The organism is Clostridium polynesiense (assembly GCF_000820705.1).
Classification (GTDB): Bacteria; Bacillota; Clostridia; order Clostridiales; family Clostridiaceae; genus Clostridium_AA; species Clostridium_AA polynesiense.
The window spans coordinates 1-14,931 of record NZ_CCXI01000115.1 but is presented as its reverse complement, the minus strand read 5'-3'; the positions used below and the strand labels follow the sequence as shown (position 1 = coordinate 14,931).

Genomic DNA, 14,931 nt, shown 5'->3' with positions numbered 1-14,931 from the left:
CTTTTAAACTAGTTAATGACAGGCTTACTTAGTTTTATTGTCGTTTTCCTCCAAAGACTTCTAAAGCTTTCTGAATTAGTTAAAGATAAACTAAAGCAACCAGTGATTTGAAAAAATTACTTCTTTAGTTTATCTTTTTATTTTTGTTGTAATGAATTTAGTTTGATATAATGAAGCAAATGAGGAGTGATTGTAACATGGAAAAGAGCAAAAATATTAATATAGAAAAAAGATTTCATTTTGATAACTTTTATCAGACCGCTCCTAAATACTACGATGGAATAGCATTATATCAAATAGGAGATTTAAGCTGCGGCGATGCTTATGTTTTAGAAGGACATGTTCAGGTATGCTATGAAATAACCTATATAGCTTCCGGTAAGGGATGGTTTTCAAATGACGGTGTAAAGTATCCTGTATCTGCAGGAGATATTTTTATAGGTGTTCCGGAGCAGTATCATGAAGGGATGGCAGATAGTATAGACCCCTTTCGCTATTATTACTTAGGGTTTAATTTTATAAAGGATAAAGATGGACAGCATCAATATGCTAATATTGAAAATATGATGCAGATGCAGAAAACACCTGTGGTACGGGATAGATTGAATATCGATATAATGTTTTTAAATCTTCTTAAGGAATTTAATAATCTTACCCAGTATTCAAATATAATGATAAAAAATTTTATGGAGCAGATCATAATTCTGATGTACAGAAATTTTTTCTCTAACTGGCATAATACATACAGTTTCCTTGAGGAAAAAAAGGACAACAAATATGTTATCTACAAGGTTATTAATTACATAGATAATAATCTTCTGAGCATAAAGGATTTAACGGAGATTGCAGATGTTTTAGGATACAGTTATTCGTACTTGTCTCATATGTTTTCTATGGAAACAGGATTAACCATAAGAGATTACTTTTCACAAAAACGCTTGGAGAAGACTGTGGAGCTTTTAAAGTCAGGAGAATATAATATTACTCAAATAGCAGAAATACTAAATTATGAAAGTATCCATTCCTTCAGCAAATCTTTTAAAAAGTCTGTGGGTATGTCTCCTTCAAAATATATGAAGCTACACAGATAACAGGTTAATTTTGTATGGATTTTGATAATATATTACCTTCACAGTTTAGTTTTAATTTGTAAAACTATAATTGTATAAAGTTAATTGAAATCGATTTATATTCAAAACTGCTTTAATTATAGAATAAAGCATATGTATTAGGCTTGCTCAATTAGAACAAGTATTGAAAATGAAAACTGCTGCAATCATAAAGTAGATTATCTGAGATAAAGAGTTGCTTTATGGGACAAGCGATAAAAAGGAGTGAAGTAATGTTTTTGTTACCTAAACCACAAAAAATGGAAATTAATCAGGGGGTTTTCTTTTTAGAAAGGGAATCAGAAATAGTATTAAATGCAGGCTGTAATGCTTCTGATCTAGAAGCTGCAAGGCTTTTAAAGGGTGAGATAGAAAAAGTTAATGGTTTTAATATGCCAATAAACAAGCTTTTTATTGAAAAACCTATAAAGAATATTCTTCTGAAAAAGTATGAAGGTGAACATGAAAGTTATAAAATTGTTATAAATGATGATGGGGTATTAGTTTTAGGAGGAGACGATGCAGGGTTATTTTATGGAGTACAGACACTGCGTCAGATAATAAGGCAGTATTCCGTAGAACTACCCATGATGGTAATAGAAGATAAGCCTCATTTCAAGAATAGAGGATTTTATCACGATGTAACCAGAGGAAAGGTTCCTACCCTTGAAACTCTTAAGGAATTGGTGGATAGAGCTTCTTTTTATAAAATTAATCATCTTCAGTTGTATATAGAACATTCCTTTGCATTTAAGAATTTAAGCGAGGTTTGGTCCGGTAAAGACCCACTTACACCAGAGGATATTCTAGAGTTGGATGAATATTGCTTAAAAAGACATATAGAGCTTGTACCATCTCTTTCAACCTTTGGACATTTTTATGAGATATTAACCTCTAAGTCCTATTCTCATTTATGCGAGCTTGAGGTGGATGAGGACAGACCTTATTCATGGATGGATAGGATGGCACATCATACACTTGATGTATCAAATGAAGAAAGTATTCAGCTTGTTGAAGAGATGCTGGCTGAGTATGTACCTTTATTTACTTCTAAGAAATTTAATATCTGCTGTGATGAAACTTTTGATTTAGGTAAAGGAAAAAATGCAGCAAAACTTGAGGAGCTTGGCAGCGGAAGACTATATACAGATTTTCTTAATAAAGTAATAAGTGCTGCAAAAAAATACGGTAAAGAGGTAATGTTCTGGGGAGATATAATATTAAAGCATCCTGAATATCTTTCAGAAATACCAAAGGATGTCACCTGCTTGAACTGGGCTTACCATGCAGGAGCTACAGAAGATGGTACAAGAACTATTGCTCAGTCAGGGCTTCCTCAATATGTGTGTCCATCAGTAACTGGCTGGAACAGAATGATGAATGAAATGGATAACGCTTTTATAAACATAAGCAAAATGGTAGAGTACGGCAGAAAATATGATGCTGTCGGAGTTCTAAATACTGACTGGGGTGACTATGGACATGTTAACTTATTTGGAAACTCTATGCCTGGGATGATATTTGGAGCTTCCCTATCCTGGAATCCTTTAGGAGAAAAGGATTTAGATAAAGCTGATGAGGCTATTTCTCTTCTAGAGTTTGGTGAAAACAATAAGGATATTATGCATTTACTGAGGGAACTGTCAAGACAGCAGCCTTTCCATTGGTCCTTCTTAAACTTCTGGAGGGAAAGAGATATTCAAAGCTCTGAAGTTATAGACCCATGGATGGAAAAAATAAAAGCCATAGATGATAAACTGGTGACTAAAGCTTACTATAAGGCTTTAGAAATAGAAAAAGAACTTAGTTAAAAAGGCGAAGGACATGCCTCTTGATAGAAGGATAGATATGGAGGAATATATAGTATCCGCTCGAGGAGTCGCTATAATGGCAGCTTTATTCCTTCCTATTAAGAAGTACAGTTATGGAATTAATGAAGTAGAACTTATCATAGACCCAAAATCTCTAGCAGTTAAAATAGAATACTGGCTTGAGGACTATAGTAAGCTCTGGAGAAAAAGAAATAGAGAAAGTGAATTAATAAGAATAAAAGAAATATTTAAATATGTTACTGATTTTCTTCGAGATATAAAATAGAAAATAATGTCACCACCCCTGGGGCACTTCCATTTATATGGAAGTACCCCAGGGGTGGTGTAATAAAATGGGAGCGCCCCAGGGGTGCTCCCATTTTTTGCATATTACCTAAAGAGTTTAATATTTTCCCTATTTTAATAATTTTGTTGTATTTAAAGGTTTACACATATTTTATAAAATTAAGTTAATGATTGAGGAAAGGATGAAATGAATGCAGCTATCAACGAATGAACTAAAAGTATCAGAATTGTCGCCGGTAAAGAAAAATAAGATATGGATTGACATTAAGAAGGATTGGGACCTCTATTTACTTTTAATACCGGGATTAATAACTTTATTTATTTTTAAGTACACTCCGATGTATGGATTAATTATAGCCTTCCAGGACTTTAATATATTTTCAGGGATTGCAGGAAGTGATTGGGTGGGATTGGCACACTTTAAGAAGCTGTTCACCTCACCGGAGTTTATTAATGTTTTTAAAAATACTTTGATTATAAGTATATCTAAGATTGTAATTTTATTCCCGCTGCCCATTATATTGGCGCTGCTGTTAAATGAGATTAAAAATCTCCTTTTTAAGAAAAGTATACAAACTGTTATTTATCTGCCTCACTTCATTTCATGGGTTATAGTAAGCGGATTATTTATGAATTTACTATCTGTTAATGGCGGAATAGTAAATACCATTATAGCTAAATTCGGTATGGAGCCGATTCCCTTCTTCATGGAACCTAATGTGTTCAGACCTCTTTTAGTTATAACAGAAGGCTGGAAGGAAGTAGGCTGGGGAACTATAGTTTATCTTGCTGCCATAACCGGTATAGAGCAGGAGCAATACGAGGCGGCAAGAATTGACGGAGCAAATAAATTTCAACAGATTAAAAGTATTACCCTTCCAGGTATAGCTCCTACCATAGTGCTTATGTTTATAATCAGGCTTGGAAACATTTTAGAAGCAGGAACAGAGCAGATATTAGTCATGTATAACTCCGTAGTCTACAATGTATCAGATGTTATTGGAACTTATGTGTATAGAGTTGGACTTGGAACTTCAGATTATAGTTTTTCTACCGCTGTAGGACTGTTTAACTCGGTAGTAGCATTTATATTAGTTGTCACAGGGAATTATTTGTGTAAGAGATTTTTAGGTAAGAGTATATGGTAAAGGAGGCAGCTTATACATGGCATTTAATTTAACTAAAAAAAACAATGAAGTAATTAAAGGAACTAAGATAAAGACCTCCATAGGAGAGAAAATATTTTCCTTTGTAAATTATACATTTTTTATATTGTTAGGAATGGCAACTTTGTTTCCCTTTTTAAACCTTGTAGCAAAATCCTTCAGCAGCGAAGCTGCAGTTATTTCAGGTAAGGTTGGACTTTGGCCGGTAGACTTTCAGTTAGGAACCTATGAGTTTGTACTTGGAAACAAGCAGTTTATAAATTCCTTTTTTGTAACTGTAATAGTCACAATTTTGGGTACTTTAACAGGGATAATAATAACAGTAATAACAGCTTATCCCCTTTCCAAAACCCGATTGAGAGGAAGAAAGGGCTTATTGATAATTTTCGTGTTTACCATGCTCTTTAATGGAGGGCTTATCCCCACATATCTGGTTATGCAGAAACTAAACCTGGTTAATAATATTTGGGTGCTTATACTGCCAGCTATGATAAATGTTTTTAACCTGTTAATAATGAAAAACTACTTTGAAAGTCTTCCTGAGAGTATTGAAGAATCAGCAAAAATCGATGGAGCTTCAAATTTAACAATACTATTTAGAATAATATTACCATTATCAAAACCGGTTATTGCAACCATTACACTATTTTTTGCAGTAGCCCATTGGAACAGCTATTTTCAGGCTATGGTATACATCACGGATCCTCAGCTTAAGCCTATGCAGCTATATTTAAAGGAGCTTGTATCCTCCACCGCTGATGTATTGAAGCAGGCAGGATATAATCCTGATGTAGAAGGTGCACTAAATACCGTTCCCGAAGCTATACAGGCAGCTTCTATAGTAGCAGCTACTATCCCTATTATATTGGTTTACCCATTCCTACAGAAGTATTTTGTAAAAGGTGTATTGATTGGGTCAGTTAAAGGTTAAGACAAAATTTGCCCCCATTGGTCAAGGCTTTACAAAATCTGATAATATATAGATATCTAATATACTAAATTTATTAAAAGTATTTAAAAGAATTCTATGTAAGGAGAGAAAAGCAATGATCAAAGCAATTATTGTGGATGATGAGCAGATTACAAGAAAAGGATTACTGGAATTTGTTCATTGGGAAACCTTAAATATAGAGGTGGTAGGAGAAGCTACTGATGGACAAGAAGGCTTGGCTCTTGCAGGGAAAGTACAGCCGGATATTGCAATTTGTGATGTAAGGATGCCTAAAATGGATGGGATTGAACTTGCTAACCATATTAAAGAAATCCTCCCTTACTGTAAAATAATATTCCTAAGCGGCTATTCCGATACTAATTATCTAAAATCTGCTATTAAACTAAAGGCGGTGGATTATATAGAAAAGCCCTTTAACTTAGGAGAATTTGAAAGCCTTCTAAATAAGACAGCAAAAGCGGTGACTGAGGAAAGGCTTAAAAGACTGGAAGAGCAAAGAATAAAGATGAAGATGGAAAAGAGCATCCCATACTTTAAAAACACTTTAATAACCAGTATTTTAAAAAGTCAATCAATGGATATTGATAAGATAAAAGAGGGACTGGAACTTTTAAACATAAAGTTTCCTCTGAATTCTTCATATATCTGTTCTGTGTTTAAAGCTGAAAATAATGAGGACAGCAGAAAAATTTTGGAGATTATTAATAATACAGGAGTAAAAAGAGGAATTTATTTCATATCAGGAATAATGAAAGAAGAAGTAATAGTGCTGATTGCCCTTAAAGAAAAGGGAGGAATAAATGAAATAATTTCTTATGGCAATGAAGTTTTAAATATTTTTACTAATAAGCATGGAAAATTTGCATCAGGAGCTTTGGGAAGCCAAGTATCCTCTTTGGAAGAGCTTAAGAATTCCTATGAAGATGCTGGAGAGGCAATAAAGACAAAGGGCTACAAGAAAAGCAATTCTATGATAATCTACGATCCTAATAAGGACAGATCCATAATAAGGGACATAGAAAATCATATTCAGCAAAATTATAATAAAAATATTTCAATAAATTCCATAGCTGCGTCAGTTTATTTGACTCCCCAGTATCTATGCAAGGTATATAAGAAAGAAACGGGAGAAACCGTTAATGATTATATTACAAAGGTAAGGATTGAAGCCTCTAAAGCTTTATTGAAGGATAGAAAGTATAAGCTTTATGAAATTGCAGATAAAGTTGGATACAATGATGCTAATTATTATGCCAGGGTTTTTAAGAAAATAACAGGCATTAATCCTTCAGAGTATAGGGATATAAACTAAATGAAGCCAGATGTTTTTATACCTAAAAAGATAATAAGTTATATAAAAAATTTAAAAATAAGAAATAAAGTGCTTTTATCCTTTTTAATATTAATAATTTTTACTACAACAACCATAGGTCTCCTATCCTATATAAGATACTCAGATTTAATGGAGAGGCAGACTATTAATTCTACAAGGAAAGCCTTTGAGCAGGCAAACAATTTTATATCCTACAAGCTTAACAACGTTAAAGATATTTCCAGCCTTCTATATATGAATAAGGAAATTCAAAGCATACTTTCTAAATCCGGTGAAGATTACACACTAGGAGAGCAGATTGATGACTATGGAAGGCTGATGGACATACTTCTATCCCTTCAAAATGGCAGGGAAGTATACAGCATAAGGCTTTATGTAAATAATGATGCCATGTATGCAGAGTCAGGAAATAAGATACTTAACAGTAAAGATGTAGATCATGAGGATTGGTACAAAAAAGCGGTGGAAGGTAACGGAAGCATTACATGGAGATCTACTTATGAGTACGATTTTAAAGAATTTAGAACTAAGCAGAATATAATCTCTATTGTAAGAACCATAAACAGCGGAGATTTATATGGCAAACAGCTTGGAGTAATTTCTGTAGACATACTTGAACAAAGCATATACGAAATAGTGAAAGAGACCGGATTGACTACTACGGGAAAAGTTTTCTTACTGGATGATGAAGGAATTGTAATTTCTTCGGACGGTAAAGAGAAGCTTGGCAGAAATGTATCTATTGAACCCTATTATCCGCATATCAAGGGGGCAAAGGAGGGGTACAGCAAATTAAAGGTTGATAATGAGCAGGCTATAGTATATTACAAACAGCTGGAAAATACTAATTGGCGTTTAGTAGCTGTAATTCCAACAAAGGAAATCCTCCGAAACAGCAATGAAGTACTAAGATATATGATTGCTATAATGCTGGTTATTATAATATTGGCTGCGTTTATAGCATACATGATTTCAGGAAGCATAACTAAAAGAATCAGGCAGCTTATTAAAAACATGAAAAAGATTGAAGATGATAATTGGAATGTAAATATAGTGGTAGACAGTTCTGATGAAATAGGTGTTTTACAAAGTCAATTTAAAGGCATGGTGGAAAATATTAAGCTGCTTATAGAAGAAAAGTACCAGGCTGAAATAAATAAAAAAGGTGCAGAACTTAGAGCCCTTCAGGCCCAAATTAACCCGCATTTTCTTTATAACACCTTGGATATGATATGCTGGATGGCCATGAAATACGGTGCTGACGATATAGTAAACATAGTGAATAATCTTGCGAAATTTTTTAGGTTAAGCCTTAGCGGAGGTAGAGATATAGTTTCTATAAGAGATGAAATTACCCATGTAACCATGTATTTGGACATTCAAATGAAAAGATTCATTGATGAAGTTGAAGGCATTATTGAGGTGGATGAGGAGATAATGGATTGTGCTACGGTAAAGCTGATACTTCAGCCTATTGTAGAAAATGCAATAATTCATGGTATAAAAGAGTCTGAAACCAAAAAAGGTTTTGTAAAGATTACAGGCAGAGAAGAAAAAGGACTGATTATTTTAAAAGTGCAGGATAATGGAGCAGGCATAAGTAAGGACATTTTGGAAAGTTTGTTGAAGGATGATAAAAGTAAAGGCTACGGTGTTAAAAACGTAGATCAGAGAATTAAGCTTTACTTTGGAAATGAATACGGCTTGGTTTATGAAAGTGAGCCAGGTAAAGGAACAATTGTTACCATAACCTTCCCTAAACTTATTTATGAGGATAAAGGAAAGTTATTAAATAAATAATATATTAAAATTCAGGAGGGTATTATATGAAAAAAGTCATGGCATTAATGTTGACTGCTGTTATGGCCGCAGGTGTTTTTGCAGGATGTCAGAAACCTGAAGCAGCAAAGGAGTCAGGAGAAAAACCAGTTCTTAGACAGCTGGGCTTCCAAAGAAACTTTGATCCTAACCAGGATCCCGTAGCTAAATTCCTGGAAGAAAAGACAGGATATAAGGTTAACTATGAGATTCTTCCCTTAGAGAATCCAAATGACAAGCTAAACCTTTTAATGGCTAATAAGGAGCAGATTGATATTCTCAAATTGACTGCTGCTCAATACAGTAAGCTGGCTAATGAAGGAGCTTTGGAACCTTTAGATGACTTGCTTAAGGAACATGGACAAACTCTGCTTAAGGTAAATTCTCCAGAGGCTTTTGAAACAGCTAAAGTTAACGGAAAGATTTATGGTATTCCAGAGCAGGCACCTAAGCCATTTATTTCTGAAGCTTTTGCAGTAAGACAGGATATAATGGATGAGCTTGGATTAAAGACTCCAACAACCTTAGATGAATTCTATACAGTTTTAAAAACTATTAAAGAAAAGAAAAATATTATACCTTTAACTGGCTTTGAGCCAATAGTGTATCAAATTGCAGGAGCTTTCGGCGTAGTAACTCAGTGGGAAGAAGCAGACGGAAAAGTTAGAAACAGATTAGAAAACCCAGGAATGAAAGAATATCTGGAATTTATGAATAAGCTTTATAATGAAGGGCTTATAGATAAAGAGTGGCCAATAAATAACTCTGCTAAGATTCAAGAGAAGTTTACCAGTGGAAAAGCAGCGATGATGACTTATGGATGGGGAATTGCAGGAGTTGTTCCTAAAGCTTTAGAAAAGAACTTCCCTAATGCTAAAATTACTTTAATACCATCCTTAAAAGGTAAAGACGGTAAGCAGGGAGCTTTCCTTCAAGCTACAGGAGTTTCATGGTATATAGCTATTCCTAAGGTATCAAAGAACAAAGAACACGCTATGAAATATATGGACTTAAAGGTTCAGCCAGATTTATTCAAAGAATTAGCAATCGGGCAAGAAAATGTTCATTGGAAAAAGGAAGCTGACGGAAGAATGGTTCCAATACTTCCTAAATTTAATGAAGAAAGAAACAATGCTGACTGGTTTATAACAAGCACAGATGCAAAAGCATATCAGGACTTATGGGTTCTTAGAACCAGAAAAGATCCTTTAATAGGAGCAGCTTTTGATGAAATGCAGAAGCAGGAGCCTTATGGTAAGAAAGATGTAGTTGCAACCTATGCACCTCCTCTAGCTACAAATGCTAAATATAACCAAAAGCTTCTAAAGCTTGAGTCAGATTATATATTAAAGGCTATAGCCGGTTCAGAGAAGGTTGATAACTTCGATAAATTCATTCAGCAATGGAAGAATGAAGGCGGAGAAGAGGCTTCAAAGGAAGTCAACGATTGGTACAGCACATGGAAAAAATAATAATCTATTTGTATAGTATAAGTAAGAAGCAATAATCCTTTTGTACAGTACAAAGAAGATAGTAATTAAACCGAATAAAACAGCTAGATTTTCCAAATAACTTCCCTTTATTTAAAATATAGCTGCATTAAAATGAAAAAATCAGCCTTATATTTTAGGCTGATTTTTTTTATAGATATCGGGAAATGGTGTATGATTCCTTAGTATAAGAGCTGATAGACATTAGATGTTTTAATATAAAGCCTTAATGAAAATGGGCAATTTTCAGCAATAATTATATGACATTCTGACAGTTTAGCACTTATCAATAGTTTAGCCCTTGTTAATAATTTAGTATTTAGAAATAGTTTAATAATTATTAATAATTTTAGTAATTTTAGTAATTAATAATGACTTTCAATATAATATTGGATATGTAATATCTTAAAGTTTTAAAAATCAATTAAAAGATAAAAATAATTTAGAATATTATTTTCCAGGAAAAGGAGACAAGATGAATATATTAGTAGCTATTCCTGATGGAGATACCAGAGAAAGCTTTTTTCCTAAAGATGTAATTGATAAAGTGAATGCCTTAGGCAGTGTAACCTGGAATACTCTGGGTAGACAATTTACAAGGGAGGAATTTAGAGAGGCTCTAAAAGACAAGGATATCTGCATTTCCGGATGGGGAACTCCCAAGTTAGATTCTTTTGTGCTCTCTGAAGCATATAGGCTAAAGGTGCTTGTTCATACAGGGGGCTCAGTGGCTTATGTGGCATCAGAGGCTTTATATGGTAAAGGAATAAAGGTGTTAAGCGGAAACTCATTATATGCAGAATCCGTAGCTGAAGGAGTTATGGCTTATATGCTTTGTTCCCTAAGAGAGCTTATTTACTATAATGATCAGGTAAAGGGGGGAGGCTGGAGAAAGGATAAATTTTTCAATGAAGGTCTTTTAGATCAAAGTGTAGGATTAGTGGGTTTCGGTGCTATAGCAAAGCATCTCACAGCTATGCTCAAACCTTTTAGATGCAGGATAAAGGTCTATGATCCTTTTGTATCTGAAGAGGTGTTTAAAAAGTATGGGGTAGAAAAAGCAGATATAGAAGAAATATTTAAAAGCTGTAAAATAATATCTCTTCATCTGCCCTATAGAAAAGAAACCCATCATATGGTGGACAAGCCTCTTTTGAGCTCTATTAAAGACGGGGCAATACTTATAAACACTTCTCGCGGCGGAATAATCAATGAGGAAGTTCTCATTGAGGAGCTGGAAAAGGACAGGTTTAAAGCTGTTTTGGATGTATATGAAAGAGAACCACTCCCATTAGACAGTAAACTTAGAAAGCTGAATAATGTAATAACCATACCTCACATGGGAGGTCCTACTATAGATAGAAGAGCCCAGGTTACCAGGGAGCTGATCAAAAATATAGAAAGTTTCCTAAAGGGTGAAGATACCCCTTTAGAAATATTAAGAGAATATGGTTTATCAATGACAAATCAGTAAAGTTGCTTGAAGATAATGGAAGTACCCCTGGGGTGCTTCAAAAAAGTGGAAGCACCCCAGGGGTGATTGAAAATAATGGGAATTGTATATAAAGTGCCAGACACCTGACAAGTGACAAATAATGAAAAAAAATCAAGGATGATTAATCCTTGATTTTTTTTGCAGACTGCTGGCAGAACCAGCAGTCAATATTATTATATACTTAATATGCTATTTCCTAAATGCATTTACTATAAGAAGCAGTACTACAGCACCTACTATAGAAACTACTGCACTCCATAAATTGAAGCCTGTAACACCTTGTCCTCCAAACAATCCAAAGATGAAACCTCCAATAAATGCACCTATTATACCAACTATTATATTAGCAACAGCACCCATTCTAGCGTTGTTACCTGTAATCATGCTAGCTATCCATCCAGCTAACGCTCCTAAAACTATCCAAGTAATAATACTCATTTATTAAAACCTCCTTAATTAATTTATTGTTTGTTAATAACTATAATTAATAGATAATTTTGTATTAAATATAAAATAATACAAATGTTTTTATCAGTCAATGTATAAAATTTAAATTAAAAGTGAATATTATATATTTGTATTGGTATGATTATCTAGTTCCAAAAGATATTTTGCAAAGTCCTTAGTATTGTTTGTAATACTTTAAAAAGTATTCATTAAACAAAATAATAAAAATAAACTAAAGTACTTTAATTGGAAATAAGAAAGTTTTTGTTTAAATATATATTTCATGTATATTTAAAAATGCAATTATATAAATCACTTCTTAAGTACATTATAGATATAGAATAATAGCGTTTTATTAATATTGTGGGTATTTTTTGTAAATATTACCGAGGAGAAGGCAAATGAAAATTTTGCTGCAGTATAATATTAATAAACTATACTAAGGAGGAAGAGAGAATGGTAAAAAGAAAAAGAGGATTTCCAACGGCTTTTACTGTACTATTCATAGTGTTAATTTTTGCGGCAATTTTAACTTACGTAGTTCCCTCAGGTTCCTATGCTAAATTAATATATGAGCCTGAAAGAAATATATTTACAGTAAGCAGACCTGATGGCTCAAAAGAAGAACTGCCGGTTTCTCAGGACACCCTTAATAAATTACAGGTAAAAGTAGATGTGGAAAAGTTTAAAGATGAAAGCATAAACAAGCCTGTTGCAATACCAGGTACCTATGAAAGAGTACCAAGCAATCCTCAAGGCTTTATGGAAGTTTTAAAAGCTCCTATTACAGGTATATATGATACTATCGATATAATCACCTTTTTATTAATAATAGGGGGGGTAATAGGGATTTTAAACAGTACAGGAGCCTTTGATGCCGGAATTGCATCGCTGTCTAAAGCAACGAAAGGAAGAGAGTTTCTGCTTATAGTTATTGTAACGGTTTTAATAGCCTTAGGAGGTACTACCTTTGGTCTTGCAGAAGAAACCATAGCACTATATCCTATATTGATTCCTGTTTTTGTGGCTGCGGGCTATGACGCCATAGTATCCATAGCTGCTTTATATATGGGATCTTCCATAGGAACCATGTTTTCCACTGTTAATCCCTTTTCTTCTGTAATAGCTTCTAATGCAGCAGGCATTACCTTTACAGAAGGGATAAGCATGAGGATAATTGGATTGGTAATCGCTACAGTATTGACTATTTTATATATAATTAATTACGGAAGAAAAATAAAAAATAATCCGGAAAAGTCATTAACTTATAATGAAAGAGATGCTATAAAAGAAAAATTCCTTAAAGATTATGATCCTAACAATGTGATAGAGTTTACCCTAAGGAGAAAGCTTATGCTTATAATATTTGGTTTATCCTTCGTGGTAATGACTTGGGGAGTGTCCATGAAGCAATGGTGGTTTATGGAAATGACTGCATTATTCCTTTTTGTGGCTCTTCTTATTGGTTTTATATCAGGTATGGGAGAAAAGGAATTCGTTAATAAATTTATAGCCGGTGCTGCAGATTTAGTTGGTGTAGCACTAATAGTAGGTGTGGCAAGAGCAATCAACACTATTATGGACAAAGGATTGATTTCAGATACCATACTGTATTATTCATCCAATGCGGTGCAGGGAATGAATTCTAGTTTATTCATGATATTTATGTTGATAATTTTCATTGTTCTAGGATTCTTTATTCCATCTTCATCAGGATTGGCAGTTTTAGCAATGCCTATCATGGCTCCTTTAGCGGATTCAGTAGGACTGTCCAGAGATGTTATAGTAAGCGCTTATCAATATGGTCAGGGACTCATAGCCTTCATAACCCCAACGGGATTGATTTTGGCAACTCTTGCGTTGGTGGATATAACTTATGATAAATGGCTGAAATTCATACTTCCTCTCATGGGATATGTAGCAGCCTTTGCAGCGGTAATGCTGCTTATCCAGGCAACATTTTAAGCTAAAGAATTATAAATAAAAGCAGGATAAATATTATATGGGTTATCTTATACAAGGTAGTAATTAAGAAGTTTTCCGCTGAATTTTAGTTAAATCAGAGGATAAACTTCTTTTTTTCTATTTTTTGAAAATGATGAAGGAGGATTTTAAAAAATGTGGAATTAGTATCATTAAGTATTAATTAAAAGGGAGGGTAAAATATAGTTGTTAAATATAATGTTAAACCCTTATCAAAAGTCTGTTCATCCGTTATAAGGTATAAGACTTTTGTGTGAGTATTTTATTATAAAAATTATTATATGGTAATAAGATTAAAAGAGATTAAAATGAAAAGGGGTAATAAATATGAATAATTCTTTTCTCGAAAAAGCAAGAACAGGGCTTTATGATATGGGTAAATCTGAGCTATTAGAAGATGCCTTTAATGAATTGTGTTCTAAAGAGGTTGGCAGTGTAGAAGAATTACAAATTTGGCTTAAGGAAAAAGATGAGATTTTTAAATATATCGAAGAGGTGACAACTAAAAATTATATTAATTTTAATAGCTACAATGATAATGAGGAATACAAGAAAAGATTTGTTTACGACCAGGAGGTACTCAATCCTATTATTGAAAAGTATAAAAATCGTTTAGATAAAAAATTTTATGAAAGTAAATTTAGAGACGAGCTTACCAGTTATTATAATCTTATAAATAGAAGGGTAAAAAACTCCATAGAACTCTTTAGAGAGGAAAATATTAACCTTGGAATAGAGGAAAGTAAAAATACCACAAAGTACTTTGATATTACAGGGAGTATGACTGTTATGTGGAGAGGGGAAGAAAAAACTCTTCCTGAAATGAATAAATATTTAAAGGACTCAGATAGAGGTATTAGAGAAGAAGCATGGAAGACCGTGTTCAGCAGGAGGCTTAAGGATGCTTTAGAGCTTGACAATATAATGGATGAGTTAATAAAAATAAGGAATAAGATAGCGAAAAATGCTGGATGCAAGGATTATGTAGAGTATAAATTTAAAGAGCTTTTGAGGTTTGATT

At 33.5% G+C, this 14,931-nt stretch carries 12 protein-coding genes; 11 read left to right on the top strand and 1 reads right to left on the bottom strand.

What is annotated here, in order from left to right; translation table 11 throughout:
- Positions 1-197 precede the first annotated feature (197 nt).
- The 9 genes from TA89_RS10985 to TA89_RS10950 all read left to right on the top strand — a co-directional run bounded on the left by TA89_RS10985 (position 198) and on the right by TA89_RS10950 (position 11,459).
- Positions 198-1,091, top strand: coding sequence for an AraC family transcriptional regulator (locus tag TA89_RS10985; RefSeq protein WP_040213378.1), 894 nt, complete (start codon positions 198-200; stop codon positions 1,089-1,091).
- Between the two features lie 251 nt (positions 1,092-1,342).
- Positions 1,343-2,920, top strand: a complete 1,578-nt coding sequence (locus TA89_RS10980) for a glycoside hydrolase family 20 zincin-like fold domain-containing protein (RefSeq protein ID WP_242850124.1) — start codon at positions 1,343-1,345, stop codon at positions 2,918-2,920.
- 13 nt (positions 2,921-2,933) lie between these two features.
- Positions 2,934-3,206 (top strand): hypothetical protein, encoded by a 273-nt coding sequence (locus tag TA89_RS18870; RefSeq protein ID WP_242850123.1) that lies wholly within the window; start codon positions 2,934-2,936, stop codon positions 3,204-3,206.
- Positions 3,207-3,417: 211 nt separating this feature from the next.
- A complete protein-coding gene (locus TA89_RS10975; RefSeq protein WP_040213377.1) occupies positions 3,418-4,374 on the top strand; it encodes an ABC transporter permease in 957 nt (318 codons plus the stop codon).
- A gap of 16 nt (positions 4,375-4,390) precedes the next feature.
- Positions 4,391-5,323: a carbohydrate ABC transporter permease gene (locus tag TA89_RS10970; protein ID WP_040213375.1), complete on the top strand. Its 933-nt coding sequence runs from the start codon at positions 4,391-4,393 to the stop codon at positions 5,321-5,323.
- A 115-nt stretch (positions 5,324-5,438) separates the two neighbouring features.
- Complete coding sequence (locus TA89_RS10965; RefSeq protein ID WP_040213374.1) at positions 5,439-6,656, top strand: response regulator; 1,218 nt, start codon at positions 5,439-5,441, stop codon at positions 6,654-6,656.
- Positions 6,657-8,477: a sensor histidine kinase gene (locus TA89_RS10960; RefSeq protein ID WP_040213373.1), complete on the top strand. Its 1,821-nt coding sequence runs from the start codon at positions 6,657-6,659 to the stop codon at positions 8,475-8,477.
- A 26-nt stretch (positions 8,478-8,503) separates the two neighbouring features.
- Entirely contained in the window at positions 8,504-9,967 is a 1,464-nt protein-coding gene (locus TA89_RS10955) for an extracellular solute-binding protein (RefSeq protein ID WP_040213372.1), read from the top strand.
- 493 nt (positions 9,968-10,460) lie between these two features.
- Positions 10,461-11,459, top strand: coding sequence for a hydroxyacid dehydrogenase (locus TA89_RS10950; protein WP_040213371.1), 999 nt, complete (start codon positions 10,461-10,463; stop codon positions 11,457-11,459).
- 210 nt (positions 11,460-11,669) lie between these two features.
- Here TA89_RS10950 and TA89_RS10945 read toward each other — a convergent pair whose 3' ends face one another.
- On the bottom strand, positions 11,670-11,918 hold the full coding sequence (locus TA89_RS10945) for a GlsB/YeaQ/YmgE family stress response membrane protein (protein WP_040213370.1): 249 nt from the start codon (positions 11,916-11,918) through the stop codon (positions 11,670-11,672).
- Positions 11,919-12,383: 465 nt separating this feature from the next.
- Here TA89_RS10945 and TA89_RS10940 point away from each other — a divergent pair, with 465 nt between their 5' ends.
- Together TA89_RS10940 and TA89_RS10935 are read left to right on the top strand one after the other, a co-directional pair.
- Entirely contained in the window at positions 12,384-13,892 is a 1,509-nt protein-coding gene (locus TA89_RS10940) for a YfcC family protein (RefSeq protein ID WP_040213368.1), read from the top strand.
- Between the two features lie 345 nt (positions 13,893-14,237).
- On the top strand, positions 14,238-14,931 hold a 694-nt coding region (locus tag TA89_RS10935; RefSeq protein WP_147590118.1), incomplete at its 3' end, for a gluzincin family metallopeptidase.

What these genes read in the sequence shown, in the direction of transcription:
- TA89_RS10945 (WP_040213370.1), bottom strand. Translation starts at nt 11,918, where the DNA reads ATGAGTATTATTACTTGGATAGTTTTAGGAGCGTTAGCTGGATGGATA.
- TA89_RS10940 (WP_040213368.1), top strand. Translation starts at nt 12,384, where the DNA reads ATGGTAAAAAGAAAAAGAGGATTTCCAACGGCTTTTACTGTACTATTC.
- TA89_RS10955 (WP_040213372.1), top strand. Translation starts at nt 8,504, where the DNA reads ATGAAAAAAGTCATGGCATTAATGTTGACTGCTGTTATGGCCGCAGGT.
- TA89_RS10965 (WP_040213374.1), top strand. Translation starts at nt 5,439, where the DNA reads ATGATCAAAGCAATTATTGTGGATGATGAGCAGATTACAAGAAAAGGA.
- TA89_RS10950 (WP_040213371.1), top strand. Translation starts at nt 10,461, where the DNA reads ATGAATATATTAGTAGCTATTCCTGATGGAGATACCAGAGAAAGCTTT.
- TA89_RS10985 (WP_040213378.1), top strand. Translation starts at nt 198, where the DNA reads ATGGAAAAGAGCAAAAATATTAATATAGAAAAAAGATTTCATTTTGAT.
- TA89_RS10980 (WP_242850124.1), top strand. Translation starts at nt 1,343, where the DNA reads ATGTTTTTGTTACCTAAACCACAAAAAATGGAAATTAATCAGGGGGTT.
- TA89_RS18870 (WP_242850123.1), top strand. Translation starts at nt 2,934, where the DNA reads ATGCCTCTTGATAGAAGGATAGATATGGAGGAATATATAGTATCCGCT.
- TA89_RS10960 (WP_040213373.1), top strand. Translation starts at nt 6,657, where the DNA reads ATGAAGCCAGATGTTTTTATACCTAAAAAGATAATAAGTTATATAAAA.
- TA89_RS10975 (WP_040213377.1), top strand. Translation starts at nt 3,418, where the DNA reads ATGCAGCTATCAACGAATGAACTAAAAGTATCAGAATTGTCGCCGGTA.
- TA89_RS10970 (WP_040213375.1), top strand. Translation starts at nt 4,391, where the DNA reads ATGGCATTTAATTTAACTAAAAAAAACAATGAAGTAATTAAAGGAACT.